The organism is Rhodococcus sp. JS3073 (assembly GCF_026810085.1).
Classification (GTDB): Bacteria; Actinomycetota; Actinomycetes; order Mycobacteriales; family Mycobacteriaceae; genus Rhodococcus_F; species Rhodococcus_F wratislaviensis.
Genome location: NZ_CP113951.1, coordinates 5,721,793 through 5,748,007, shown reverse-complemented (window position 1 = coordinate 5,748,007; position 26,215 = coordinate 5,721,793). Strand labels below are relative to the sequence as shown.

27 protein-coding genes and 1 pseudogene are annotated in these 26,215 nt (G+C 66.5%); 18 read left to right on the top strand and 10 right to left on the bottom strand.

Annotated features, from left to right (window positions below):
* Positions 1 to 1,212 carry a cytochrome P450 gene (locus tag OYT95_RS25990; protein ID WP_268789518.1) on the top strand — a complete coding sequence of 404 codons (1,212 nt, stop codon included), beginning with the start codon at positions 1 to 3 and terminating at the stop codon, positions 1,210 to 1,212.
* A gap of 586 nt (positions 1,213 to 1,798) precedes the next feature.
* The gene (locus tag OYT95_RS25985) at positions 1,799 to 2,944 is read left to right on the top strand and encodes an LLM class flavin-dependent oxidoreductase (RefSeq protein WP_268789517.1); all 1,146 of its coding nucleotides are present in this window, start codon (positions 1,799 to 1,801) and stop codon (positions 2,942 to 2,944) included.
* A gap of 26 nt (positions 2,945 to 2,970) precedes the next feature.
* On the opposite strand, the gene OYT95_RS25980 is transcribed toward OYT95_RS25985, so the two are convergent.
* Both OYT95_RS25980 and OYT95_RS25975 read right to left on the bottom strand, forming a co-directional pair.
* Positions 2,971 to 4,410 (bottom strand): HNH endonuclease signature motif containing protein, encoded by a 1,440-nt coding sequence (locus OYT95_RS25980; RefSeq protein WP_268789516.1) that lies wholly within the window; start codon positions 4,408 to 4,410, stop codon positions 2,971 to 2,973.
* A 65-nt stretch (positions 4,411 to 4,475) separates the two neighbouring features.
* Positions 4,476 to 5,423, bottom strand: coding sequence for an AraC family transcriptional regulator (locus OYT95_RS25975; protein WP_037225984.1), 948 nt, complete (start codon positions 5,421 to 5,423; stop codon positions 4,476 to 4,478).
* A 238-nt stretch (positions 5,424 to 5,661) separates the two neighbouring features.
* Between OYT95_RS25975 and OYT95_RS25970 the strand changes: the two genes are divergently transcribed.
* The 4 genes from OYT95_RS25970 to OYT95_RS25955 all read left to right on the top strand — a co-directional run bounded on the left by OYT95_RS25970 (position 5,662) and on the right by OYT95_RS25955 (position 9,609).
* A complete protein-coding gene (locus OYT95_RS25970; RefSeq protein WP_112300093.1) occupies positions 5,662 to 6,234 on the top strand; it encodes a flavin reductase family protein in 573 nt (190 codons plus the stop codon).
* A 20-nt stretch (positions 6,235 to 6,254) separates the two neighbouring features.
* Positions 6,255 to 7,871 carry a 4-hydroxyphenylacetate 3-hydroxylase family protein gene (locus OYT95_RS25965; RefSeq protein ID WP_037225988.1) on the top strand — a complete coding sequence of 539 codons (1,617 nt, stop codon included), beginning with the start codon at positions 6,255 to 6,257 and terminating at the stop codon, positions 7,869 to 7,871.
* Positions 7,872 to 7,892: 21 nt separating this feature from the next.
* Complete coding sequence (gene catA, locus OYT95_RS25960; RefSeq protein ID WP_268789515.1) at positions 7,893 to 8,741, top strand: catechol 1,2-dioxygenase; 849 nt, start codon at positions 7,893 to 7,895, stop codon at positions 8,739 to 8,741.
* 73 nt (positions 8,742 to 8,814) lie between these two features.
* Positions 8,815 to 9,609, top strand: coding sequence for an alpha/beta fold hydrolase (locus tag OYT95_RS25955; RefSeq protein ID WP_268789514.1), 795 nt, complete (start codon positions 8,815 to 8,817; stop codon positions 9,607 to 9,609).
* A gap of 4 nt (positions 9,610 to 9,613) precedes the next feature.
* Here the strand turns inward: OYT95_RS25955 and OYT95_RS25950 are convergent, their stop codons facing one another.
* From OYT95_RS25950 to OYT95_RS25925, 6 genes are all read right to left on the bottom strand, one after another.
* Positions 9,614 to 10,849, bottom strand: a complete 1,236-nt coding sequence (locus tag OYT95_RS25950; protein ID WP_268789513.1) for an acetyl-CoA C-acetyltransferase — start codon at positions 10,847 to 10,849, stop codon at positions 9,614 to 9,616.
* The gene (locus tag OYT95_RS25945; RefSeq protein WP_268789512.1) at positions 10,842 to 12,548 is read right to left on the bottom strand and encodes an AMP-binding protein; all 1,707 of its coding nucleotides are present in this window, start codon (positions 12,546 to 12,548) and stop codon (positions 10,842 to 10,844) included. Before OYT95_RS25945 ends, OYT95_RS25950 begins: the two co-directional genes overlap by 8 nt.
* Complete coding sequence (locus OYT95_RS25940) at positions 12,545 to 13,393, bottom strand: alpha/beta fold hydrolase (protein WP_268789511.1); 849 nt, start codon at positions 13,391 to 13,393, stop codon at positions 12,545 to 12,547. Before OYT95_RS25940 ends, OYT95_RS25945 begins: the two co-directional genes overlap by 4 nt.
* On the bottom strand, positions 13,390 to 14,193 hold the full coding sequence (locus OYT95_RS25935; protein ID WP_268789510.1) for a hypothetical protein: 804 nt from the start codon (positions 14,191 to 14,193) through the stop codon (positions 13,390 to 13,392). Before OYT95_RS25935 ends, OYT95_RS25940 begins: the two co-directional genes overlap by 4 nt.
* Entirely contained in the window at positions 14,190 to 15,383 is a 1,194-nt protein-coding gene (locus tag OYT95_RS25930; protein ID WP_037226001.1) for an acyl-CoA dehydrogenase family protein, read from the bottom strand. Before OYT95_RS25930 ends, OYT95_RS25935 begins: the two co-directional genes overlap by 4 nt.
* A 133-nt stretch (positions 15,384 to 15,516) precedes the next feature.
* Complete coding sequence (locus OYT95_RS25925; protein ID WP_268789509.1) at positions 15,517 to 16,122, bottom strand: TetR/AcrR family transcriptional regulator; 606 nt, start codon at positions 16,120 to 16,122, stop codon at positions 15,517 to 15,519.
* Positions 16,123 to 16,325: 203 nt separating this feature from the next.
* Here OYT95_RS25925 and OYT95_RS25920 point away from each other — a divergent pair, with 203 nt between their 5' ends.
* From OYT95_RS25920 to OYT95_RS25890, 7 genes are all read left to right on the top strand, one after another.
* Positions 16,326 to 16,805, top strand: a complete 480-nt coding sequence (locus tag OYT95_RS25920) for a nuclear transport factor 2 family protein (protein WP_268789508.1) — start codon at positions 16,326 to 16,328, stop codon at positions 16,803 to 16,805.
* On the top strand, positions 16,802 to 17,155 hold the full coding sequence (locus OYT95_RS25915) for a DUF485 domain-containing protein (RefSeq protein ID WP_037226006.1): 354 nt from the start codon (positions 16,802 to 16,804) through the stop codon (positions 17,153 to 17,155). The genes OYT95_RS25920 and OYT95_RS25915 overlap by 4 nt, the downstream gene beginning before the upstream one ends.
* Positions 17,152 to 18,756, top strand: a complete 1,605-nt coding sequence (locus OYT95_RS25910) for a solute symporter family protein (RefSeq protein ID WP_268789507.1) — start codon at positions 17,152 to 17,154, stop codon at positions 18,754 to 18,756. The genes OYT95_RS25915 and OYT95_RS25910 overlap by 4 nt, the downstream gene beginning before the upstream one ends.
* A gap of 145 nt (positions 18,757 to 18,901) precedes the next feature.
* Positions 18,902 to 19,372: a nuclear transport factor 2 family protein gene (locus OYT95_RS25905; RefSeq protein WP_268789506.1), complete on the top strand. Its 471-nt coding sequence runs from the start codon at positions 18,902 to 18,904 to the stop codon at positions 19,370 to 19,372.
* A gap of 20 nt (positions 19,373 to 19,392) precedes the next feature.
* A complete protein-coding gene (locus OYT95_RS25900) occupies positions 19,393 to 19,965 on the top strand; it encodes a TetR/AcrR family transcriptional regulator (RefSeq protein ID WP_112300104.1) in 573 nt (190 codons plus the stop codon).
* A gap of 41 nt (positions 19,966 to 20,006) precedes the next feature.
* A complete protein-coding gene (locus OYT95_RS25895; protein WP_037226013.1) occupies positions 20,007 to 20,330 on the top strand; it encodes a putative quinol monooxygenase in 324 nt (107 codons plus the stop codon).
* Between the two features lie 54 nt (positions 20,331 to 20,384).
* The gene (locus OYT95_RS25890) at positions 20,385 to 21,083 is read left to right on the top strand and encodes an HAD family hydrolase (RefSeq protein ID WP_037226017.1); all 699 of its coding nucleotides are present in this window, start codon (positions 20,385 to 20,387) and stop codon (positions 21,081 to 21,083) included.
* Positions 21,084 to 21,115: 32 nt separating this feature from the next.
* Here the strand turns inward: OYT95_RS25890 and OYT95_RS25885 are convergent, their stop codons facing one another.
* Positions 21,116 to 22,198: an NAD(P)H-dependent amine dehydrogenase family protein gene (locus tag OYT95_RS25885; RefSeq protein WP_128641323.1), complete on the bottom strand. Its 1,083-nt coding sequence runs from the start codon at positions 22,196 to 22,198 to the stop codon at positions 21,116 to 21,118.
* 121 nt (positions 22,199 to 22,319) lie between these two features.
* Here OYT95_RS25885 and OYT95_RS25880 point away from each other — a divergent pair, with 121 nt between their 5' ends.
* Positions 22,320 to 22,808: a GAF domain-containing protein gene (locus OYT95_RS25880; RefSeq protein WP_268789505.1), complete on the top strand. Its 489-nt coding sequence runs from the start codon at positions 22,320 to 22,322 to the stop codon at positions 22,806 to 22,808.
* 29 nt (positions 22,809 to 22,837) lie between these two features.
* The gene (locus OYT95_RS25875; protein ID WP_268789504.1) at positions 22,838 to 23,722 is read left to right on the top strand and encodes an aminoglycoside phosphotransferase family protein; all 885 of its coding nucleotides are present in this window, start codon (positions 22,838 to 22,840) and stop codon (positions 23,720 to 23,722) included.
* A 114-nt stretch (positions 23,723 to 23,836) separates the two neighbouring features.
* On the opposite strand, the pseudogene OYT95_RS25870 reads toward OYT95_RS25875, so the two are convergent.
* A pseudogene (locus OYT95_RS25870) lies at positions 23,837 to 24,115 on the bottom strand (M13-type metalloendopeptidase); the annotation flags it as partial.
* An 87-nt stretch (positions 24,116 to 24,202) separates the two neighbouring features.
* Here OYT95_RS25870 and OYT95_RS25865 point away from each other — a divergent pair.
* The 3 genes from OYT95_RS25865 (at position 24,203) to OYT95_RS25855 (ending at position 26,215) form a co-directional block, all read left to right on the top strand.
* Positions 24,203 to 24,553 (top strand): YrdB family protein, encoded by a 351-nt coding sequence (locus OYT95_RS25865; protein WP_128641320.1) that lies wholly within the window; start codon positions 24,203 to 24,205, stop codon positions 24,551 to 24,553.
* Positions 24,554 to 24,815: 262 nt separating this feature from the next.
* On the top strand, positions 24,816 to 26,048 hold the full coding sequence (locus OYT95_RS25860; RefSeq protein ID WP_037226253.1) for an alkane 1-monooxygenase: 1,233 nt from the start codon (positions 24,816 to 24,818) through the stop codon (positions 26,046 to 26,048).
* Entirely contained in the window at positions 26,048 to 26,215 is a 168-nt protein-coding gene (locus OYT95_RS25855; RefSeq protein WP_112300111.1) for a rubredoxin, read from the top strand. Before OYT95_RS25860 ends, OYT95_RS25855 begins: the two co-directional genes overlap by 1 nt.

Below are 26,215 nucleotides of genomic sequence, written 5' to 3'. Positions count from 1 at the left end.
ATGTCGCGTGCGCAGCTGTTCCAGCGGATCACCGACCAGGCGAGCCGGCCGAATCCGTATCCGCTGTACGAGGAACTTCGTGAGACGCGGGTGGCGCCGCAGGACAACGGTTCCTACCTCGTCGGACGGTACTACGAGGTCATGGCGCTCCTCCACGACCCGAGGATCAGCTCCGACCTGCACAACCGTGGGCCAGGGCTCCCCGGCGCGGATCGTGCCGGGGACGGGCCGGAGTCCTTCCTGAAACTCGATCCGCCCGAGCACGATCGGTTACGCAGACTGACGACGCGGCAGTTCGGTCCGCCGCACAGCCCCGGCCGAATCGACTCCATGCGAGGCGAACTCGCCACACTCGTCACGAAACTGGTCGACGGACTCGATGGTAGGGAGCGCATCGACATCGTCGACGACTTCGCCTACCCCTTCCCCGTCACCGTCATCTGCCGGCTACTCGGGGTACCCCACGAGGAGGAACCCAGGTTCCACGCCTGGGCCGACGCGCTGGTGGCCGCCATCGACCCGCGGCGTGCCGGCGCCGACACCGAGCAGGTGAAGGTGGCGAAGCAGGCCCAGATGGAGATGGCCATGTTCATGGCCGGTCTCATCGAAGACCGTCGCCGCGATCCCGGTGACGACATGCTGTCGGGGCTGGCCAACGATTCGGGGCCCGACGGTCAGTTGAACACCGTCGAGTTGGTCACCAACTCCATCCTGCTGTTCATCGCCGGGCACGAGACCACCGTCAACCTCATCACCAACGGCATGCTGACCTTGCTCCGCAACCCCGAAGCTCTCGAACGTCTTCGCGCCGAACCGGACCTGATGCCGCAGGCTGTGGAGGAACTGCTCCGCTTCGAACCGCCCGTGCATCTCCTGGGCCAGCGAACGCCGATCGTGGACATCGAAATCGACGGTGTCACCGTCCCGAAGGGTTCGCCCCTCGTCCTCGCGTTGGCGTCGGCGAATCGTGATCCCGAACGCTTCGTCGACGCCGACCGGTTCGTCCCCGACCGCGCGGACAACCAGCACGTGGGTCTGGGCAGCGGCATCCACAGTTGCTTCGGCGCTCCCCTGGCCCGCCTCGAAGGGCAGATGGCGCTCGCCGAACTCATCCGCCGTCTCCCCAATCCGCGCCTCGTCGAGGACCCGCCGCCTTACCGTCCGAACCCGGTGCTGCGAGGTCCCCGGCACCTGCTGGTGGACTGTGGGTGACGGGGCTTACCGAGAACTACTCGAGAATTACGTCGATACGGATGCTCGCGCCGAGCACAGTTCGGAGCACGTGCTTAAACGCGACTAGCGGTCATCGATCGCTGAGCGACGGTGAAACCTTTGTAACTACGGAATCGCCCACCGCGGCCGGCCACCGAGCCAGGACCGATTGACGGTCACCGATAGCGGACCCTATGCGGTGTCACTGAGGAGAACCGCTCCAGTGATGCCCGAATGTCATCCTTGTAGGAGCGCAAAACTGTGCAGCGCCGCCCGGCTGGAGGATGCGACGTGTCGGTGACCGGGTGGCTTCAGTCTTTCGAGGGCCTAACGACCAGTGACATCGAGGGCTGACGGGAGGACTATCAAAACGACCGGTCTCGTCTTGGCTGGCCATGGAAACACGATTCGTTTGGCCGGTGGCGGATCATGTCCCGATGGACGACGCGAACTCGGGGCGGCGAGTGTTCAGCGAATGCGAAAGTGTCGCACCGGCTCCAGCGCGTGCCCCTCGCGGTGCAGCAAGAAGACCGCACCTCGAGTCAGAAGCGTGGTAATGAGAACGGACGCTTGAGAAGGACCTGCCATGAACGGCTTCAGAACCGGGCTGATGGACGGTGCATTGCACGTTCGATTCGCCCCCGATTTGCTGCTCCGCACTACCCGACAGATCGCCGCCGCTGGTGGGGCAGACTCGATGTGGATACCCGATCACCTCAACGGCGTGTTTCCGTCGTCAATCTGGAACCCGAAATACCTCGGCGTGGCCAAACTCGCGCCGCGAGCGGACGCAATCTACGAACCCTGGACCACCCTGGGCTACATCGCCGCACAGAACCGGATCACCCGACTGAGACTCGGCGTGGGGGTTACCGACGCCGGAAGGCGAAACCCCGCCGTGACGGCGCAGGCCGCCGCCACTCTTCATCACCTCAGCCGCGGGCGGACCATACTCGGTATCGGCCCCGGCGAACGGGAAGGCAACGAGCCGTACGGGGTTGACTGGGCAAAGCCGGTAGCACGATTCGACGAGGCGATCGCGACCATCCGCGCTCTGTGGGACTCGGGCGGCGCGCCGGTGACCCGGGAATCGCAATTCTTCCCGCTCCACGACGCCGTGTTCGACATCCCGCCGCACAAGGGCGGGTGGCCGGAGATCTGGGTCGCGGCGCACGGCCCGCGGATGCTGGGCATCGCCGGCAGGTACGCCGACGCCTGGTTCCCCTCCTATCCGCAGCAGCCGAAGCAGTACTCCGAAAAGCTCGCCGTGATCAGGTCGGCGGCAGAGGGCGCCGGACGCGATCCGTTGGCCATTACGCCGGCGGTGTTGTTCTTCGTTTTGACCGCGAGCAGCAGCGCACAGGTCGACGAGATGGTCGGATCGACCACGGCCCGGGCATTCGCACTGTCCGCATCCGCCGAGGTGTGGGCACGCCACGGCGTCGAGCACCCGATGGGCCCTACATTTTCCGGTATTCAAGACTTGTTGCCGCAGACCATCGATGAACACACCGCCCTCAGCTATGTCGAACGTGTGCCGCCGTCGTTGGTCCGTGAAACGTGTCTGGCCGGGACCCCGTCGGAAATACTCGATCAATTGAGCGAATGGCGCGACCACGGTGTCCGATACGCCGTCATTGCCAATATCAGCCCTGTTCACCCCAAACTCCGTATTGGCCTCGGCTCTTCACTCTCACTCGTGCAACTTCTCCGCGGTATGCGCCGACTGTGACCAACGTCGGTGTCTCCCCGTTGTTGTCACGGCGCCCGGGCCTCCCGCCGCGCATGCTCGATCAACTCACCGGGGTGGTGTCGGTGGTTGATGCGCGGTCTTCGGGTGGGGTCGATGTGTGGTGGCGGGATCCACTCGGTCCGGCCCGCGAATGTGGAGTGCACAGGCGCGGACCTCGTCGCCCACCCGGCCGGGCCGTCGTTGACCTGGCCGTGGCAGGCGTCGCAGACCAGGGCCAGACCCTCGATGTCGGTGCGTCCGCCCTTGTGCCAATCCGTGACATGGTGCACCGCACACAGACTCGGCGGCGCCGAACACCCCGGCCGGGTGCAACCCCCGTCCGAGGCGATCAGGGCGAGCCGCTGATCGGCGCCGGCCAGACGACGACGCCGCCCCAGGTGGAGCGGACGACCTGCATGATCGAACAGCGCGAGCACCGGATGCGCCTTCTCTGCCAGCGCTAATGCGTCCGCGATCGGGAGCAACCCACCGGTGGCCGTCGTGGCCAGACCCCCGACCGCCTGCTCCAACTGTTCGAGTGTCATCGTGACGATCACTGTGGCCGGTAGTCCCCGGTGCCGGCCGAGCACCCCCGACTCGAGCAGCGCCCGAAATACCGCGCTGAACGCGTCGTGATTGCGCTGCGCCGCGGTACGGGTATCGCGGACGGCCGCCGCCGCCAACAGGTCACGATCGATAGAGGGGTCTTCGCCGTCACCGGCCGGTGAGTCGGGATCGTCCGGATTGTTCATTCCGGGCCGCGCCCATTTTGCGAGGATCGGATCGAGCATCGCCCGCGCGACAGGGTCGAGTTCACCGGAGATTCTCGACATCAGTTCGGTGTCTTGCCTGCCGATCGAAATGCCCCGCCGGCGTTTCCGGTCGCGGTCGTCGCCGAGGTTCCCGTCCGGATTCAGATATGCCAGCAGCCGATGCCCCGCCTGCTCCACATCCTCCGGGGTACCGCTTCTCGCCAAGTTGGCGAGCACGGCCTCGGCCTCGACCACCGCGTCGTTGTCGACGACGTGGGGAATCTTGCGCATCACCTTCGCGATCGCCCGCACATGATCCGCGCCGATGTCGCCGTCACGTTGCGCCGCAGCAGTTTCCGGCAAGACCGGTGACATCGACTCGCCGGCCAGGGTGTGCCACACGCCCAGTTCGCGGGCAGCGGTGACACGGGCGGACGCATCCGCACCCCAGATCCGGAGCACGTCGATCAGGAGTTTCTTCGGCGAGGTATACCCCAGACGCGCCGAGACCGAGCGTTCGACGCTCTCCACGACCAATCGGTGTGAGACCGCCTCCGCGCGGCGAAGCGACTGCTCCATCCCGCGCATCACCTCGACGACCTCGGTGTCCGACAACTCGGTGAGCCCGGCATCGAGCAGCCCGTCGACCGCGGCAGCGAGCATCGACAGATGCTCCGCCGCACGGCTACCCACCGACCCCCAAGTCGAACTCATGTGCGAATACTACCGCGGGGGTCCGACACGTTTCGGAGGCGAAACCGACCTCGCCACCGAACCGATCAGAGCCCGCGATCGCGCAGTGACTCGGACGGTGTCACGCCGTACTTGCGGCGGTAGGCGGCGGCGAATCTGCCGGTGTGCATGATTCCCCAGCGCGTCGCGACTTCGGAAATGGTTGCGCAGGAACCACTTCCGGTGAGTTCGGCATGGACACCCGCGAGGCGCACATCGGCGAGGTACTCCATCGGCGTCATGCCCACGTACTCGCGGAACCCCTGCTGCATACGCCGGACGCTCACGCCGACGAGTTCGGCCATCTCCCCCGCGGTCCATGGGCGGGCCGGGTCCTGCTGGATCGCGTCGATGACCCGCTTGACGATGCGCGGCCGGATTCCCGCGGCACCCGCGTCGTCGTCCGGCATGGCGGTGAGCACGAGCGCGGTGGTCAGCGCTCCGCACAGTTGTTGCGACACCTGGTCGCTGTGCAGAAGAACGCTGTCGCGCAATGCTTGGTCGGCGACGGCACGGACGAACCTCAGCCACTCGGCGCCGGCGCCGGCGCGCAGGTCGAGTTGCCGCGGCAACTTCTGCCCGGGCCTGGCGAGCACGCGGTCCATTTCGCGCTGCAGGTAGTCCCGGTCCACCTTGAATCCGATGATCTCGCAGGAACTACTCCAGTTGGTGATGACGGTCCGGGTGTCGGGCGGGCAGATGGTGGCCAGACCCGGCGTCGAGGTCACTTCCGTGCCGCCGGTGACCGACACGATGCGGCCGGTCAAGGGGATGTTGATGCCGTACGCACCCGGATGGTCGGACTCGATCGACACGGGCGCCCCGAAACCGATCCGGGCGAGCCTGGACGCGCCCATCTGCGAGGACTCCAGCGAAGACCGCGCCGCGGTGTCCCGCGACAGCGGACGCAGCTCGTGAGGGAAGTACGCGTCCGCGACCACCTCGTGAACCTCGTCCCAGTCGGTGAAACCGGGACCTTCCAACTGTCCTCGCATGCGCCTACCAGACCTCTCACCTCGCGCAACGACCGCGCACGGGCAACTCCCGACCTTAGCATCGCCTGTGACTCACATCACCGGCAAGTGCCGGCGGCCCCCGTCCGGCAATCCCGTTTCGCGTTCCGGATCGAGCCTTCGCAATGCGGATCGACGGATTGTGACGCCCGTCATACGTTGTGCAGGTCCCCATCGCAGGGGTTATCGCACGAATCGTGCAGAAAGGCGGTCAGGAGAAATGGACCAGCGCACTCTGCGTAATATTTTCGGCCAGTTCGCCAGTGGCGTCACCGTCATCACGTGTGCCAACGGCGACGGCGAGCCGCACGGGGCGACCGTCACCGCCTTCACCGCCGTCTCGATCGAACCGCGGCTGTGCCAGGTGACGCTGACCCGGAAGTCGAAGGCGTGCAGCTACCTGGATGGTGCGCCGTTCGCGGTGAACATTCTGGCCGCCGATCAGCTCGACACGGCGATGCACTTCGCGGGCAAACCGCAACGGACGGAACCGGCGTGGGATTCCGCCGGCATCGCTCCCGCGCTGTCCGGCAACGCGGCCACGCTCACGTGCTCACCCTGGGCTTCCTACGACGGCGGTGACCACATCATCTTCATCGGCGAGATCGTCGACGCGTCCGTCGACGCGACCAAGGACCCACTGCTGTTCTACCGCAGCACCTTCCACGATCTGGGTGCCGCCTCGGGCACCACGGCGTGGAACGGCTGCCTCGACGACCCCCACAGCGGATGGTTCGACGCCGCCGCGTCGTTCACCCCGCTTCACCTGCAGCTCGCCCAGGCTGCCTCGTAATCCTGACCGAAGGGAACACCATGACCACCACCGAATCCGCCCCCGAGACCGCCGTCGACCGCACGAAGGTCAACGTCGCCGCAGACTGCGAGGCCAACCGCACGAAGAACTTCGCGTCGCGGCCCATGACGGGCGACGAGTACATCGAGTCGCTGCGCGACGACCGCGAGATCTACCTGCACGGCGAGCGTGTCAAGGACGTCACCACGCATCCGGCGTTTCGCAACCCCATCCGGATGACCGCCCGCCTCTACGACGCCATGCACACCGGCGAGCACGTCGAGACCCTGACGACGCCCACCGACACCGGCAACGGCGGCGTCACGATGCCGTTCTTCCGGGCGTCGAAGAACTCCGACGATCTGTTGAAGGATCGTGACGCCATCGCCACCTGGGCGCGCATGACATACGGCTGGATGGGCCGCTCCCCCGACTACAAGGCCTCCTTCCTCGGCACCCTGCACGCCAACAAGGAGCTGTACTCGCCGTTCCAGGACAACGCCGAACGCTGGTACAAGGAATCGCAGGAAAAGGTCCTCTACTGGAACCACGCCATCATCAACCCGCCCGTCGACCGGCAGCTCCCGCCGGACGAGGTCGGCGATGTCTTCATGAAGGTGGAGAAGGAAACCGACGCCGGCCTCATCGTCTCCGGCGCCAAGGTCGTGGCCACCGGATCCGCGATCACCAACTACAACTTCATCGCCCACTACGGCCTGCCGATCAAGAAGAAGCAGTTCGCCCTCATCTGCACCGTCCCGATGGACGCACCGGGCGTGAAGCTGATCTGCCGCACGTCCTACACGCAGAACGCGGCCGTGATGGGCTCCCCGTTCGACTACCCGCTGTCCTCGCGGATGGACGAGAACGACACCATCTTCGTCTTCGACAAGGTGCTGGTGCCGTGGGAGAACGTGTTCATGTACGGCGACGTGGACAAGATCAACGCCTTCTTCCCGCAGTCCGGGTTCCTGCCCCGCTTCACCCTGCAGGGCTGCACCCGCCTGGCCGTGAAACTCGACTTCATCGCCGGCCTGCTGATGAAGGCCCTCGACGCCACCGGAGCCGGCGGCTTCCGTGGCGTGCAGACCCGAGTCGGTGAGGTGATCGGCTGGCGGAACCTGTTCTGGTCACTGACCGAATCGATGGTCCGCGATCCCGAGCCGTGGGTAGGCGACACGGTCATCCCGAAGCTCGAATACGGCCTGACGTACCGCATGTTCATGCAGCAGGGTTACCCGCGGATCAAGGAGATCATCGAGCAGGACGTCGCGTCCGGTCTGATCTACCTGCCGTCCTCGGCCGCCGACTTCAAGAGTCCCGACGTCCGCCCGTACCTGGACAAGTACGTCCGCGGCTCGGAGGGCATGACCGCTGTCGAACGCGTCAAGATCATGAAGGCGCTGTGGGATTCGATCGGCAGCGAGTTCGGTGGCCGCCACGAGCTGTACGAGCGCAACTACGCAGGCAACCACGAGGGCGTGAAGGCGGAGCTGCTCATGTTCGCCGAGAACCGCGGAACCGTCAGCTCCATGAAGGGTCTGGCCGAACAGTGCCTCGCCGAGTACGACCTCGACGGCTGGACCGTGCCCGACCTGATCGGCAACGACGACGTGTCCTACTTCGGCCGCAGCTAGCCCCTCAGACCAGGAGAAACCATGACCACTATCGACAGCCCTACCGCGGTCGGCTCCGGCAACGCCGCCACCGACAAGTTCAAGGGCGCCCGGTTCACCGCCGACACGTCACCCGAGCGCCTGTCCGCGATCGCCACCGAGGCGCTCGCCGGATTGAGCGCGCTGATCCACAGGCACGCCGTCACCTACCCGGAATACCGGGTTCTCAAGCAGTGGCTCATCGAGGTGGGTGAGGGCGGCGAGTGGCCGCTGCTCCTCGACGTGTTCGTCGAGCACGACATCGAAGAGGTGAACTCCACCAGGTTCCGGGGCACCAAGGGAAGCATCGAGGGACCGTACTACGTCCCCGGTGCCCCGGAACTCCCCGCACAGTGCACCCTGCCGATGCGCGACGAGGACCGGGCACACACCGCTCTCGTCCTCAGCGGCCGGGTGACCGACCTGGACGGTGCCGGACTCGGCGGCGCAATCATCGAACTCTGGCACGCCGACGACGAGGGTTACTACTCGCAGTTCGCTCCTCATCTTCCTGAATGGAACCTCCGCGGGACCATCGTCACCGATTCGGAGGGACGGTACGAGATCACCACCATTCAGCCTGCCCCGTACCAGATTCCGACCGACGGCCCGACCGGACAGTTCATCGAAGGGGCGGGCTGGCACCCGTGGCGTCCGGCGCACCTGCACCTGCGGGTGACCTCCCCGGGCAAGCAACCGATCATCACTCAGCTCTACTTCGCGGGGGGCGACTGGATCGACGACGACGTCGCCACCGCGACCAAACCCGAACTCCTCCTCGATCCCCGGCTCGACGACACCGGGCGTAAGGTTGTCAGCTACGACTTCGCGCTCGATCCCGAAGCGGACTGACACACCGTCAATTTCCCCGGGCGACGCGAAAGATCGTGTCGCCCGGGGCTTCAACGTTTACGGAGGAATCATCATGCCGAGCACGCCACAGGCGCGGACGACGGAATTCGTCCACACGGCTGCGGCCGTGATCGAGGTCGTCGTCGAGGGCAGTGGTCCGTCGGTGATCCTGCTGCCCTCGCTCGGGCGCGAATCGTACGACTACGACGACGTCGCGGACGGTCTCGCGCAGAACGGGTTCCGGGTATCCCGTCCGCAGCCGCGTGGCATCGGCCGGAGCACGGGACCGCTGGAGAACATCACGTTGCACGATCTGGCCGCCGACGTCGGAGCGGTGATCGAGGCGCAGGACAACGGTCCGGCCGTGGTGGTCGGTCATGCCTTCGGGCACTACGTGGCACGAATGCTGGCCGCCGACCGGCCCGACCTGGTGCGCGGCATCGTCGTGGCCGCCGCAGGCGCCCGCAATTACCCGGCCGAGCTGACAGCGCTGGCGGTGAAGTGCTCGGACTCCACGCTGCCCGACGAAGAGCGGATCGGCTACCTGCAGACCGGCTTCTTCGCCCCCGGCAACGATCCGGCGGAGTGGCTCACCGGCTGGTACCCGGAGGTGTCGAAGCGCCAGCTCGCCGCATCGGCCGCCACACCCAAGGAGGAGTGGTGGGATGTCGCGCACCAGCCGATCCTGGACCTGCAGTCCGCTCTCGACCCGTTCCGTCCGCGTGAGACGGAGAACGAATTGCGGGATCGGTTCGGCGAATTGGTCACCGTGACCGTCGTCCCGAATGCCAGCCACGCACTGATGCCGGAAGCGCCCGCACACGTTGTGCGGGCGCTCACCGACTGGATTCGGGCTCTCGACAGCTGAGCGGTCAGACCCGCTCGAAGATCGCGCTCAGCCCCTGGCCGCCGCCGATGCACATCGTCTCGAGACCGTAACGGGCTCCGCGGCGGTCCATCTCGCGCAGCAAGGTGGTGAGGATTCGCACTCCCGTCGCGCCGACGGGGTGTCCGAGCGAGATCCCCGAGCCGTTGACGTTGGTGCGGTCGAAATCCCGCGCACCGAAGTTCCATTCGCGCGTAACTGCCAGCGCCTGCGCCGCGAATGCCTCGTTCAGTTCGATCAGGTCGATGTCGGCGAGAGTCAGCCCGGCGCGTTTCAGGGCCCGTTCGGTGGACGGCACCGGTCCGATACCCATCTCGGACGGCTCCACACCCGCGACCGCCCAGGTGACCAGGCGGGCGAGCGGCTGAAGCCCGAGACGCTCCGCCTGTGCCCGGGTAGTGACGAGGCACGCTGCCGCACCGTCGTTCTGTCCGCTGGCGTTGCCTGCGGTGACGGTCGCGTCGGGGTCGGTGCTGCCGACGATGGGCCGCAGCCGAGCGAGTGACTCGATCGTCGTGTCGGCTCGGGGGTGCTCGTCCCGATCGACGACCTGCGGATCGCCCCTGCGGACGGGCACGTCCACCGGGACGATCTCCTCGGCGAACTTTCCGGAGTCGATCGCAGCGACAGCCCGCTGATGGGAACTCACCGCGAGCTCGTCCTGCTCCCGACGGCTGATGCCGTACTTGCGGCGCAGGTTCTCCGCCGTCTCGAGCATGCCGCCCGGCACCGGATAATTGCGTCCGCCCGCGGTGACGCGGCCGCGGGCGAGTCTGTCGTGGAGCGCTGCCGGCGCACCTTTGGCTCCCCAGCGCATCGACTCGGTGTAGTACTCGGCGCGGCTCATCGATTCCACGCCGCCGGCGATCACCAGTTCGGCGACCCCCGTCTGTACCCGCATCGCCGCGTCGAGCACGGCCTGCAGACCGGATCCGCAGCGGCGGTCGAGTTGCTGACCGGGAACCGTCACCGGCAGTCCCGCATCGAGGGCCACGACCCGCCCGATAGCGGGCGCCTCGCCGTTCGGGTAGCACTGACCGAAGATCACGTCGTCGATGCTGCCCGGATCCACCTTGGTGCGAACGAGCAGTTCGGACACCACCCACGCGCCGAGGTCGGCGGCGGGAACGTCCTTGAACTGTCCGCCGTATCGGCCGACGGGGGTGCGGAGGGGCTCACAGACGACGACATCGCTGCCCTGGGCGTTCGAATTCTCAGGCACTGCGGAAATCCCTTTCGTAATCGGTCCACCGCTGCGCCCATTCGCGCAGTTCGACCGCTCGGATCTTGGTTCCGTTACCGCCCACCGTGGTCGGCATCTGCTCGATCATGTGCACGGCGGCCGGGACCTTGAAGGCCGCCAACGACTCTGCGCACCAAGCCTTGAGATCTGCGGCATCCGCCGATGTGCCCTCGGTGGGAACGACGAACGCCACCGCCTCGGTGTATCCGCCGGTGCCGGTGATCCCCACGACCTTCGTCAGGTGCACGGCCTCGTGTTCCGCCAGCCGGTGCTCGATCTCGGCGGGATCCACCAGGAACCCGCGCAGCCGGAGCACGTCACCCATCCGGCATACATACGTATAGCCGCCGTCGCCGGTCGCGACGGCCAGGTCGCCGCTGCGGAACCAGCCGTCCCGCGTGAATGCTCGCGCGGCCGCATCCGGATTGCCGAGGTAGGCGTCGACGACGTTCGGTCCGCGTACCTGAAGCTCGCCCTGCTCGCCGTCCGGAAGGGCCGAGTCGTCCAGTGGGTCGACAATGCGCACCTCGATGCCGGGTTCGACCGGACGTCCGCCGCCGTTCCAGCGCAGGGATTCCGGATCCGCGGCATCCCACAGCAGCATCAGCGCGAACACCTCGGAAGACCCGAAGACGCCCGTCGTGACGGCGTCGAACTCGTCACGCACCCACGCCGCCACCTCGTGCGAACGCCCGAGGAAGTCGGCGATCCCGAGGCGCTTCAACGACGACAGGTCGGCGCGGTCGCCCCCGTGCCACGTGTCGTACAGCCGCGCGAAGAGGTCGTCGCCGCCGACCACGTGCGTGACCTTCAGCGACGCCATGCGGGCCAGCGTGTCCGCGGCGTCGAAAACCGGTTCCATCAGCAGGGCGCCGCCGCCGGCGAGAGTCGCCAGGGCGGTGCTGTATCCGAACACCCCGGACACCGGCAGCACGCACAGGGTGACGTCGCCGGGTTCGACGCCGAGGACGACGGCGTCTGCTCGCGCGTGCCGAACCACCGCGGATTCGCGATGGGCGGCGAGTTTGGGGACGCCGGTGGATCCGGACGTCGTGAACGCGACCGCGAGCACGTCGTCCGGCGCCGCCCGCTCGCCCGCCGCGGTGGTGGTGGCCATGTCGGGTGTCTCCGGCACCTGGACGGTGCCGGTGTCCGTGCTGCCGGCTGCCCAGGCGCCACCGCCGAGGTCGAATCGCGCCGGGTCGGGGGCGTCGCCCGTCGTTCCGGGACCGCGCACCACGGCGACCGCCGGGGCCGGGACGTCGAGGGAGCGCTGTGCCTCGTCGAGCCGCCCGAACAGGTCGAGACCGTGGAAGTGGTCGGCCACGGCCACCACCGCGGGACGCGCCGACGTGAGGATGTGCGCGATCTCGTGCGTGTTGTAGCGGGTGTTGACGCCGATGACGTGCGCACCCACCGCGGACGCGGCGAGTTGCCAGACGATCGCGTCCGACCAGTTCGGCAGCAAGACAGCCACACACTGGCCGCGCCGGACGCCGACGCCGACGAGTTCCGACGTCAGCGCGTCGACGCGGGCACGGAGTTCGGCTCGACTGGTGACGATCGGCTCGCCGTCGACGACGTCGAGGGTGGCGGCGGCATCCGGGTCGGCCGTCACGAGTTCGCCGAGCAACGCGGCGAGTGTGTCACGGCGCGTGGCCGCGGTGTGCGCTGTCACGAGAGCACCACCGCCGCACGCAGTTCGGTCAACCACTCGTCCGTCACCGCGGCGAAGTCGTCGACCTCCTCCATCGGGTAGTGGCCGACACCCTCGAGCAGGGTGAACGTCGCACGTCCCGGCTGGGCGGCGTCGAGTGCCGACGCGGCCTGCTCGACGACTGCGGCATCGATCCACGGGTCCTGCGCTCCGGCGACGAGCCTGATGGGGCAGGTGATGTCGGCGAGTCGGTCGCGCACGTCGTGCGTTCCCCACGCGATCAGGTCGGAGGACGAGATCTCCGGGTCCTCACGTTTGTGCATGGTGGCGATCAGCTGCGCCGTGGGCTCGGGCACGGTGTCTCCGATCGAGGCGAGCGTGCCCAGGTACGTGCGGTCGGAGCGGCTGGGTCCGGCGACGTCCTCGAGTTCGCGGCGCAGCCCAGCCACGTTGACGCGGCCGGGACCGGCCTCCGCTGCCATCGCGATCGCTCCGGCCAGCGGCCTCGACGACCGCGTGGCGAGTTCGAGTGTCAGCTTGCCTCCGATGGAACATCCCATGACGAAGGGACGTTCGACGGCGAGTGCGTCGAGTACCTTCCAGAGCCAGTCGCCGAACGTGACGATGCTGGTGACGGGCCCGTCGACCGCGGGCTCGGAACGTCCGTGCCCCGGAAGGTCGGGGACGATCACCCGGTGGCCGCGGTCTGCCAGTTCGGACGCGACGTGCCGCCACTGGACTCCGCTCTGGCCCGCGGTGTGCAGGCACAGCACGGTGGGCACGTCGGTGTCCGGGTGATTGTCGGGGGTGATGATCTCGACGAAGCCGAGCGCTCCGTCGATCTCCAGGTAGCGGGCCTCGATCATGGCCGGGCCTCCCTTCCGCACGTGAGTGGCAAAGTGTGCCCCGGCAAGCTTTGCCACTCACGTGCGGCGCTGCGGGCATGGGCGATGATGATGTCGAGCGGTTTGGTGAGTCGCAGGTATTCGTACCCGTCACCGCTGGAGGAGAATTCGCCCCGGATGGCGCGGCGCAGAAAGTCGTTCCGTTCGGCGAACACCAGGTCGACCCAGGTGACGGCCGGAGCGATGAGCGTGAACGTGGCCCCACCCGGGACCCGGCGGGCGACGTCGATGATCGTTCCGCGATAGATCCGCAGGTGCAGTTCGCGGGCCCGGCCCGAGGAGTCGGTGCAACGCAGGCCCACGGTGCCGTCCCACGACGACAGTGACGACGAAAAGGCCGGATCGGCGGAGAGGGATTCGCGGAGACGCTCTCCCCAGGCCGGTGTGCAGAAATCGACAGCGGGATCGAATCGGACGTCGGACGGTTCGGGCGAACTCCACGTCTCGATTCCCTGTTCACGTACCGAGCCGCCGTCGTCGACGAGCCGCACGTGGCGATCGAACACGGCTCCGTCCTTCGACTGTTCGACACGCGTGACGACGGACTCGACGTGGACGACATCGTCACCTGTCACCGCGAACTGCGAATTCCATTGCAGCCCGGTACGTGTGGCACCGGACGTCGCCGGCGGCGCGAGTATTCCTGCCGCGACGATCCCCGTCAGCGATGCGTCCGGCAGGGACAGTCCGAGTTCGGAGACGCGCCAGGCGTCGCTCACAGTGCGATCGCCGACAGCGATGCTCATGGTGAGTGTGCTCATTCTGCAGTCCTTCCCAGCAGTTCGTCGGAGATGATCCGCATCTGGATCTCGCTGGTGCCCTCGAAGATCTTCGTGAGCCGCGCATCCCGCCAATGCCGTTCCACCTGGAAATCTGTGGTGTACCCGGCGCCGCCGTGAATCTGCACCGCCTCACTGGTCACGCGTTCGGCCATCTCCGTGGCCACCAGCTTGCACATCGACGCTTCCAGCGAGCACCGCCGCCCGGTATCGATATCCGTCGCCACCGAATACATCAACTGCCGGGCGGCCTCGATGTCGGCGGCCATCTTCGCCACTTTGAACCGCAGATGCTGGAAATCGGCCAACTCGTGCCCGAACTGACGGCGGGTATGCAGGTACGCGATCGAATCCTCCAAGGCGCCCCGCGCCAGACCGATCGCCCGGGCCGCGGTATGCGCCCGCCCCACCTCGAGACCGGACACCGCCAGGTAGAAGCCCTTGCCCTCCTCCCCGAGCATCGACGTGGCCGGCACCCGGAAACCGTCGAACGACAACTCCCACGTGCTCCACCCGAAATACCCGATCTTGCGGATCTTCGTCCCGCTGATCCCCTCGGGGAAACCCCCGCGGTCCTTCTCGATCAGGAACGCGCTGATCCCGCGGTGCGGCTTCGCCGGATCCTTGTTCGGATCGGTGCGGGCGAACAGCACCAGGTAATCGGCCTCATCGGCGTACGTGCACCACATCTTCGTGCCGCTGATCACCCAGTCGTCACCGTCCCGGGTCGCGCGGCAGGAGATGTTCGCGACGTCCGATCCGGCCTCGGCCTCCGACAGGGCGTACGCGCCGAGGTACTCGCCGCGGGCGACCTTCGGCAGCAACGCCGCCTCCTGCTCCGGGGTGAACCCGCCGCCCATCCCGTTACCGCGGGCCAGCAGTCCCGACACACTCATCCACGCCCGCGACAACTCCTCCGCGACCAGGCAGTACTCGAACACACCGAGACCGAGACCGCCGTGCTCCTCCGGGATCATGATCCCGAAGAAGCCGACCTCGGCCATCGCCTTCTTCAGGGTGTCGGGAATGGTGCCCTGCACCGGGTCGAGTTCGTTGGCGACCGGGAGCACCTGCTTCATCGCGAAATCGCGAGCCAGGTCGCGGATCGCCAATCGGTCCTCGGTCAGATACCGGGGTGAATCGGTACGCGGCTGCGACGGCCGGTGAGTCATGGACACTCCTCATCCATTCGAACTACGGGGCGCGCGACCCGGGAGAACTCGTAGTTCTGCACTCGGATCACATTAACGCTTGTTCACCCAGTAGAGCATGTCCGGACCGCAGCGTCAATGCTGAACCGCCGACTCAGGCCGGACGATATCCGACCAGGTTGAGCGCGTAGATGCCGTACGAGTCCGCAACCGCCTGAGCGGACAGTGGTCCGTCCGGCCGGTACCAGAGCGCGATGCCCGCGCACATCGTCAGCACGGCAGTCACCGCCTGGTGAACGTGGGGGACGTCGAAGTCGCCGGCGGCCACACCCGCCTCCGCGATGGTGACGAACAGGTGCTCCTGCGCATCACGCGAGCCCACGACCCGTTTGCGATCCACCTCATCCAGATAGCGCAGTTCGGTGTTCGCCACGAGGCAGGCCTGCTGATTGCGGGCGGTATACAGCGAATGCGCGACCACCGCGGCAGTCCACTGCTCCGACGGTGCGGACCCCGCCTTCCGCAGAGCGGTCCGGGTGGCGGTGAACTGCTCGTCACTGGCCGACCGCAGAATCTCGACCAGGAGCTCGTCCTTGTTCTCGAAATGGTTGTACACGTTGGCGGCGCTGCAGCCCGCACGCTTGGCGATGGTGCGCATCGTCGCCGCATGAAAGCCGGCGGTATAGAACTCCTCCAGCGCCGCGTCCAGGATCCGCTGCCGGACGGAGGGAATCACCGCACCACTTGACCGAGTGTTCATCCCTCGGAGGGTAGGTGCCGCGCGAGGCGCGGGCAACACACCCTGCAGAAAATGCAGTTCACCAGCCTTTACGCACGTCGAACGGGGTGAACGGCGCACGGTGTTGACCGACGGTAGCGCGTCCGTTATGGTCCAGATCACGTGAACGTTTGTTAATGGCTAGTTCGCGCATTCCGCTCCTCACACCGTGGAGGTATGCCACCTTGAGCACCCTCGAAGAACGAATCCGCCGCCTCGAAGACCTGGAGGCCATCCGGTACCTCGACGCCCAGTACTGCCGCCATCTCGACGACGGCAACTGGGACGCCCTGATGGATCTGTTCACCGACGACGGCGAATTCGACGGGCTGTCCAACCCGAAGGGCAAGAGCGAGATGCGGGCGTTCTTCGCCGGCCTCGCCCCCGGCGGGCTCACCGCGTTCTGGCACTTCATCACCAACCTGGAGATCGACCTCGACGGCGATCGGGCCACCGTCCGCTCGTTCCTCTGGCAGCCCTGCGTATCCGACGGCAACGCCTCCATCGCCGCCGGCCGGTACACGGACGAAGCCGTCAAAGTCGACGGCCGCTGGTTGTACCGCGTCAAGCAGGTGCGCTTCCACTACTTCGGGCCGCTCTCGGAGGGCTGGGACGAGAACCGTTTCGCCCTCGAGTCGGCGCGACGCGCGGCGGTGAACGCGTGACCACCGAGTCCCCTGCCACCGCGGCGAGCGCAGCCGTCTGGTCACCGATTCTCGCGTTGCCGGAGTTCGTGGAACTGCGACGCCGCCGACGCGCCGTCACCACCGGACTCGGCCTGATCGCGATCGCACTGTTCTCGGGGTTTCTGGTCGGATTCGCCTACTTCCCCGAATTCCTCGGCGATAACACAGCATTCGGTGTTCCGCTGTCGCTGTGGGTGGTGTTCTCCCAATTCGCCGGCACCTGGGTACTCGTGTACGCGTATTTCCGACTGTCCCGTGCCTACATCCAACCCGCCGCCGATGACGCCGTCCGGGCCATCGCGCAACGTGATCAGGAGCATGTCTCATGACCGGCGACGCCGACTTCCTCGCCATCGGCATCTGCGCCGCCGTCATCTCGCTCACGCTGTGGGTGACGTTCGCCGCATCGCGCCGAAGCCGCAGCGCCACCGGTTTCTTCGCCGCGGGCCGCTCGATCAAGGGCTGGCAGAACGGTTTCGCGATCGCCGGCGAGTTCATTTCGGCGGGCAGCTTCCTGGGCACCACGGGTTTGATCTTCTACAAGGGCGTCGACGGCGCCGTCATTCTGTGCACGTCGGTGGTCTCCTTCCTCCCCGTCCTCTTCCTCCTCGCCGAGAAGATGCGGAACGTCGGAAAGTTCACGCTCGCCGATGTTCTGGTGTTCCGGACCGGTGCACGTCGCGTGCGGGTGGTGGTCGCTCTCAGCACCATCGTCACCGGAACCTTCGTGCTGCTCGCCCAGCTCGTGGCGGCGGGCGTCCTGCTCGAGTCCGTCTCGGGCATCCCGTTCGGCCTGTCCGTCGTGGTGGCCGGATCACTCATGGGTATCTACGTCTTCGTCGGCGGAATGCTGGCGACCACGTGGGTTCAGGTGATCAAGTCGTCCATCCTGTCGATCCTGGCAATCGTGGTGTGCCTCGGGATCCTGGCGAAATTCGGCTTCAGCCTCCCCGGCATGCTCGGGGCGGCGACGTCGAACGCGGCAGCCGGGGATGCGATCCTCTCCCCGGGCCTGATCTTCGGGCAGACCGGCGCGATCAACCTGATCTCGTACTCCCTCGCGTTCGCGCTCGGCACGGCCGGTATGGCGCACATCCTGATTCGCTTCTTCACCGTCCCCGAGGCCGCGACGGCACGGAAGTCGCTCGGCTGGACCGTCGCACTGTGCAGCATCTTCTACCTGATCGTCATCGTCATGGGCTTCGGCACCGCGGCGCTCCTCGGCCCGGACGGGGCGGATCGTGTCGGCGCAGGCGGCAATCTCGCGGCACCCACGCTGGTCACGGAACTCGGCGGAGGCGTCGGCACCATCGGCGGATCGATCGCGCTGGCCATGGTGGCAGCCGTCGCGTTCGCGAGCATCGTCGCCGTCGTCGCGGGCGTCGTGATCTCCGCGGCGGGAACGTTCGCCCACGACGTGTGGCCCACCCTCACCCGCAGGAAGGCTGCGGACGCCGACACGGAGACCGCGGATGCCCGCGAGGCGAAGGTCGCCCGGTACGCGGCCGTCGGTTTCAGCGTGGTCGCGATCGGACTGACGATGGCGATCGGCGATACCACCAACATCACGTATTTCATGGGAATGGCGTTCATGGTCGCAGGCAGTGCGCACCTGCCGAGCCTGCTGCTCAGCCTCAACTGGCGACGGTTCAACAGCACCGGCGCCGTGTGGGGCATCTCCGTGGGATTGACATCCACCGTGGTCAGCCTGATGTTCACGGAAGCGCTCTGGCTGGGTAGCGGACCGGCGCCGCTGACCATTCAGTTGCCGGTGATCATCACGATGCCGCTCGGGTGTGCCGCCGCCGTGATCGGCTCCCTCGCCGGCGAACGCCTTCACGGACGTTCGGCGGATCGAGACGAGAAATTCGCCGAGATGCTGGTGCGCGCCGAGACCGGCATCGGCGCGGAACTCGCCGAAACGCACTAGTTTTCACGATCAGCTGATGCCCTCGCCGTCACGGCGGGGGCATCAGCCGTCAACTGAGTGCGGCGCGACCCTGGACAGCGCTTGTACCTATCGGTACAGTCTGTACTGAAAGGTACAAGCCCCTCTCCGAAAAGGAGCGCTCACCATGTCCGTCCGCCCACTCGTTCCACCATTCACGCTCGACACCGCGAGCGCGAAGGTCCGCGCCGCCGAGGACGGCTGGAATTCCCGTGATCCGGAGAAGGTCGCGCAGGCGTACACCGAGGACAGTTGGTGGCGCAATCGGTCCACCTTTCTCCAGGGGCGCCGCGAGATCGTCGACTTCCTCGCCGGGAAGTGGGACCGCGAACTGGAATACCGTCTGATCAAGGAGCTGTGGGCGCACGACGGGAATCGGATCGCGGTCCGGTTCGCGTACGAGTTCCACACCACCGACGGGCAGTGGTTCCGCGCGTACGGCAACGAGAACTGGCAGTTCGACGACGACGGTCTCATGCGGTGGCGGCATGCCAGCATCAACGACGTGCCGATCGACGAATCCGACCGCAAGTTCTTCTGGGACATGTCCGGCGTGCGACCGTCGGATCATCCCGGGCTGAGTGATCTCGGCCTCTGACCGGCACACGAGGAGTAGTCATGCCCCGAGCAGTAGCCGAGCGCGGCGACGTCGTCCCCGTGCTGGCCGAGGTGTTCCGATCCCACGGGTTCGACGGCGCGAGTCTGGCCGTCATCACCGAGCACACCGGACTCGGCAAAGGGAGCCTGTACAACTTCTTCCCCCGCGGCAAGGACGAGATGGCCGAGGCCGTCCTCGACGAGGTCGACGCCTGGTTCCAGACCGCCGTGTACCGGCCGCTGCGCGGGTCCGAGCCCGCCGTCGCCCGCCTCGAGCGGATGTTCGACGAGGTCGAGACGTACTTCCGGTCGGGTCGCCGTATCTGCCTGTTCGGCGCGTTCGCGCTCGGCCTCGAACGTGACCGCTTCGCCCACCGGGTCCGCGCCTACTTCACCGACTGGGTCGATTCGCTCGCCGGCGCCCTCGCCGACGCCGGCCACCGCACGCAGTCGCGTCCACTCGCCGAGGAGGTCGTTGCAGGAATCCAGGGCGCGCTCGTTCTCGCTCGTGCCCTGGACGACCCCGACAGCTTCACGCGCATCCTCACCCGGCTACGGCGTTCGGTCGAGGATCCGGCGGAATCGCGCGCGTAGGATTCGTCACGGAATGCGGGAACTCGAGAAGTGAGGCAGCCGTGATCTTCATCGTCGTCAACTTCACCGTGAAACCGGACCACGCGGACGGCTGGCTCGACCGGGTGCAGCCGTTCACCGACGCGACCCGAAACGAACCGGGCAACCTGTGGTTCTACTGGTCGCGCGCGGTGGAGGATCCGAACCTGTACGTCCTCGTCGAAGCGTTCCGTGACGACGACGCCGCGGTCGCCCACGTGCAGAGCGAGCATTTCCAGAATGCGATGCGCGAATTGAAGCCCGCCCTCGCGCAGACGCCGCGAATCATCAACACCACGATCGACGGCACCGACTGGTCACTGATGGGTGAACTCGAAGTCGACTGACCCCCGGCCGGCTTCACCCTGAAGTCGCGCGCACCGCGCGTTAGCCTGGAAAACGTGGCTTCCGATCTCACCGAATTCGACGCAGTGATCTTCGACTTCTCCGGCACGCTGTTCCGGTTGGAGGAGGACGAGAGCTGGATGTCCGACCTCACCGACCACGAAGGTGAACCGTTCGACCTCCACCAGCAGGCCGAGCTTATGCGGCGCATGACGGCGCCGGTCGGTCAGACCGTCGAGATGGACGCGGCCGAGCACCACGCGTGGACCAACCGCGACCTCGACCCCCGGTTTCACCGGCAGGCGTACCTCGACGTGCTCCGCAAGTCCGGGGTCGCACACGAGGACCAGGCGGTCGGGCTGTACGAGCGGGTGATCGACCCGGGATGCTGGAGCGCATACCCCGATACCGCGGAAGTGCTTGCGTCACTGAAGGACCGTGGAATCAAGGTCGCGGTGCTGAGCAACATCGCGTTCGACATCCGGCCCGCGTTCGCGGATCTGGGAGTGGAGCATCTCGTCGACGCGTTCGTGCTGTCATTCGAGGTGGGTGCGATCAAACCGGACCCGAAGATCTTCGAGCACGCCCTCGCCGCACTCGGTTCCGAGCCCGAACGGACTCTGATGATCGGCGACAGCGAGGAAGCCGACGGTGCGGCGAGAAAGGTGGGCTGCGCGTTCGCACTCGTCGAACCCGTTCCACTCGCGGAGCGCCCCGACGGTCTCCGAAATGCGCTCAGTGCCTTCGGCCTGTGAGTACTTATCAACCACGGGCGGTTAATAAGTACTCACGGGCGCGAAGCGCATAATCCGCGACCGGTGACGAGGGGCAGGTCGACTGCGGTCACGAGCCCGGGCTTCGCTTCGACCACCGCGTGCACCGAATTCACCAGCCGCATCGCGGTGACGATCATCCCCGACACGTTGTGGTCGCCGTGCTCGCCGTGGTGGTTGAACTCGACGGTCATCATCGGCTCGCCCGTGATGTCGATGCGGTAGCACCCGTCGCCGCGTGTGGGTTTCGGCCAGTCCGGTTTCTGTTCGGGGTGGGTGCGGGTGACATGCTCGAGGACCACGCGCGGCACCCCGTCGACCGTGCCGACGACTTCGAACCGCACCGCCGCCGCCGTGCCCTTTGCGATGTGGCACGACAGAATGTCCAGATCCTCCTCGGCGGGGATGCGTTCGAACTTCTCCACCAGCGGTTCGTCGAGCGTGAGGTCCAGTCCCGCGGCGATCTGGCGGACGACGCTCCCCCACGCCAGCGACAGCACGCCCGGCTGGAACAGCATCGGCGTCTCCTCGACGGGTTTGCCGAATCCGAAGATCTCACTCATCACCACCGGCTGGTAGTAGGTGGAGTAGTCGGCGATCTCGGAGCAGCGCACCTGGTCGATCCGCTGCGACAGGCTCGTCATGGCCAGCGGCAGAACGTCGTTCGCGAATCCGGGGTCGATGCCGTTCACGTGGAGGCTTGCGCCTCCCTGTTCGCCGGCGCGGCGGATGCGGTCGACGAGTTCGTCCGGGACCACACCGATCGGGTACTGCAACAGAACGGGTCCCGAGGACACGACGTTGATGCCCGCTTCGAGGAACGAGATCAGGTCCTCGATCGCGTCGAAGATGCGGTCGTCCGTCATCGCGGTGTGCACGATGCAGTCCGGCTTCAGGGCGAGAAGTGCCGCCTTGTCGTCGGTCGCCGTCACCCCGAGTTCTCGGCCGAGGCCGGCCAGCTCCCCGGCGTCCTTCCCGACCTTCTCCGGGTTGGACACCCACACGCCGACCAATTCGAGGTCGTCGCGGGCGTCGATGCCTGCGATGGCGTGACGCCCGACCGTACCGGTGGACCATTCGACGACGCGGTAGCTCATGAGTTCTCTCCGAGTTCCAGAAGTAGTACCCCTCCCGCGAATGTAACAGGTTCTAGTTTACCCGGGTAGACGATCGCCGAAGCGTGCTGTCGCGGTTCGGCGTCAGGGAGAATCCATACGTATGACACCCACCGACGTCTACCGCGCACCGATGCGTTCCCGTCGCGACGGCGTGGACCCAGGGCTCGCGGTGCAGCGCGCGCTCGCGATGGACGTGTGTGGAATCGGCGGGTTGCTGGCCCCACCTCCCGTCGATCTGAGTGAGGCGCTCGACGCGACCGAGCGCACCTACGGTGATCCGGCCGCACGCCGGCTCGAACGCTTCACGCAGGTGCTGGACGGATCGTTCGTCTGGTCGCGTGACGCCGACGGGCTCTACCTCCTCGGCCGGATCGACGGTCCGTGGCGCTACGACTCGAGTCCGGAGGCCGCGGCTGTGGATCTGGTGCACCTCCGAGACTGCGAGTGGCTCGACGCACCCGTCGCCGAGTTCGACGTACCGCCCGCGACCGTGCACACCTTCGCCCGCGGTGGACGCAACTTCCAGCAGACCCACCACCCTGACATCGCCGAGCAGACGCAGCGCGTGTGGGACCGCGGAAGGCGGTGACCCGACGACCTGCGAGGCACAATGCGGGTGTGCCGGATCTTGAACTGCCGACGAACCTCGTGCGTGAGATGGCCGAGTACGACGCTCCCGACGCGCCGCGCCGAACGTGGCTGGCCGACCTCCCCGCCGTCGTCGCGACGGTGAGCCGGGAGTGGTCGCTGGACGTCGGGCGCCCGTTCCAGCCGGGCGGCGTGACGTCCTGGACGGCGCCCGCACGCACCGCCGCCGGCGAACGGGTGGTACTGAAGGTCGGCTGGCGACACGACGAGGCACTGCACGAGGCGGACGGACTCGCGGCGTGGAACGGTGACGGCGCCGTCCGACTGCTCGACCACCGCGTGCTCGACCACACCACGGCGCTGCTCCTCGAAGCCTGCGAACCCGGCACCCCGCTGTCCGACGTCCGGCCGCCCGAGGAACAGGACGTCGTGATCGCGGGGTTGCTGCGCAGACTGTGGATCGAACCCCCTGCCGGCACTCCGTTCCGCCCACTCACCGGCATGTGCGACGTATGGGCCGACGAGTTCGAGGAGAAACTCGCACGCACGCCGCGCCTGGATCCGGGCCTCGCGCGAGCCGGGATGGAACTGTTCCGCGAGCTACCGAGGACGGCAACGCAGCCGCGGTTGCTGTGCACCGATCTGCACCCCGACAACGTGCTGTCGGCCGCCCGCGAGCCGTGGCTGGTGATCGATCCCAAACCGTATGTCGGCGATCCGACGTACGACGTGCTGCAGCACATGCTCGACCATGTCGACCGCCTCGCCGCCGACCCGGTCGGATTCCCGAACCGGATGGCGGGCCTGCTCGGCCTCGACGTCGGGCGGCTACAGCTGTGGCTGTTCGCGCGCTGCGTGGAGGGGTCGATCGACCAGCCCCGGCTCGGGCACATTGCCGCGATGCTTCGCCTGTGAGTACTTATTAACCGCCCGTGGTTAATAAGTACTCACAGGCGAAGCAGGGCAACCGAACGACTGTCCGAACTGTAGCCCGTCGATCTTCTCCTCCGCCGTACCGGGATCCGAATCGAGCACGGCCTGCAGTGCGTCGTACGATGCGTTGACGCCACCGAGATCGGCAATGTTCTCGCCGAGGGGCAGGTTGCCGTTGACGTGGACGTCGAGTCGGCCGGGGATCGGGGTGTAGGCGTCGAACTGGTCGGCGAGTTTCTGCGTCCGGGCCGCGAACTGCTCTCGGTCCGCGGGTGTCCACCAGTTCACGTTGTTGCCGTTGCCGTCGAATTGGCTTCGCTGGTCGTCGAACCCGTGCGGTGCCTCGTGTCCGATGACGGAGCCGATGCCACCGAAGACCTTGCCGGCCCCGATCTGCACCAGTCTCTCTTCCGTCGTCCCGTGTTCGGCCTCCCTTCCAACGTACGCATCTAAGCTGGGTCGATGAGCGAAGCCGGCGTGCCACGAGTGGGTGTTCTCGACGTCGTGGCTTTCGCCTGCGAGATCGCGATGCTGGTCCTGCTCGCCGGCGCGGGCTGGTCGCTCGCGAACTCGACGGTCGTTCAGGTGGTACTGGCGACGCTCCTCCCAGTGGCCGCGGCCGTGCTCTGGGGCGTCACCATGGCACCGAAATCGTCTCGGCGACTACACAATCCCGCACGACTGTTCGCTCAGACCGCGCTGTTCGCGGTGACCGGCGTGCTCGTCGCAGTCGCCGGTCACCCGTGGTGGGGGCTGGTGTTCGCCGTCGTGGCGACAGGGACGTTCGCGGCGCGCTCGCGGACGCCGGAGTAGACGACTTACCAGCGGTACCCGAGCAGGCCGAGGACGAATTCGAGCCAGTCGGGAAGTCCGGGGTCACGGAACATCGAAGGCCTCCTCAGCAGTGGAACAGTGTCGAACTCTCTATCGGTGGCGAAGCCCCCGGCGTTAGAGCACCGCAGCTAATTTACAAATCCTCCTATTTGTCTAGACTCTGGATCCATATCCATGTACTGTCCAATGCAGAGTGAGCTGGTTCATACCGCGACAGCTACTGGACGAGGAGGTTCGGACCGTGACGACGTCGGATATCGGCAGGACGACAGAGGAAGCACCACCGGAAGCCTGGCGCGACCGCAAGCGCTACCTGTGGCTGATGGGGTTGATACCCCCGACCGCGCTGTTCCTCGCCGCGGGGCTGGTGTGGGCCTTCAACCGACTCGGATGGTCGGCGGTGGCTCCGGTGTGGTGGTGGATCGGCGCCCTGTTGCTGTTCATCGCGCTCCCGATCCTCGACAGGTTCTTCGGGCCCGACGGCCAGAACCCTCCCGAGGAAGTGATGGAACAGCTCGAGAACGACAGGTACTACCGGTACTGCACGTACGTGTTCATCCCGTTCCAGCTGGCGAGCCTGGTGTTCGCGTGCTACCTCTGGTCGGCGGACAACCTCTCCTGGCTCGGCATCGACGGCGGCCTCGGGCTGGTGTCGAAGGTCGGCGTCGCGTTCAGCGTCGCCGTCATGGGCGGCATCGGCATCAACACCGCACACGAGATGGGCCACAAGAAGACCGAGCTCGAACGGTGGCTGGCAAAGATCACTCTCGCGCAGACCTTCTACGGCCACTTCTACATCGAGCACAATCGGGGCCATCACGTCCGGGTCGCCACCCCGGAGGATCCGGCGAGTTCACGTTTCGGAGAAAGCTTCTGGACGTTCCTGCCCCGCAGCGTCTGGGGAAGCCTGACGTCGTCCTGGGAACTCGAGAAGACCCGGATGCAGCGACTCGGCAAGAGCACGTGGAGCATTCACAACGATGTGCTCAATGCCTGGCTCATGTCGGTGGTGCTGTTCGGCGCACTCATCGCCATCTTCGGTCCGGTCGTCATCCCGTTCCTGATCATTCAGGCGATCTACGGTTTCTCTCTCCTCGAGACGGTCAACTACCTCGAGCACTACGGCCTGATGCGTCAGAAGACTGCCAGTGGCCGCTACGAGCGCTGCGCGCCCTCACACAGCTGGAATTCCGACCATATCGTGACCAACATCTTCCTGTACCACCTGCAGCGCCACAGCGACCATCACGCGAACCCGACCCGGCGCTACCAGACGCTGCGGAGCATGGACGGTGCTCCCAACCTGCCCAGCGGCTACGCCAGCATGATCACGCTCGCGTATTTCCCGCCGCTCTGGCGCAAGGTGATGGATCACCGCGTGCTCGACCACTACGACGGCGACATCACCCGCGTGAACATCCAACCCGGCAAGCGCGAGAAGGTGCTGGCCAAGTACAGCGGCGGAGTTCGGTGATGGCCGCCTACCAGTGCCCGGTCTGCGACTACGTCTACGACGAGGCGTCCGGCGCACCGCGTGAGGGATTCCCCGCCGGCACCTCGTGGGCCGATGTGCCCGACGACTGGTGCTGCCCCGACTGCGGGGTCCGCGAAAAGATCGATTTCGACCCGAAGGTGGCGTGA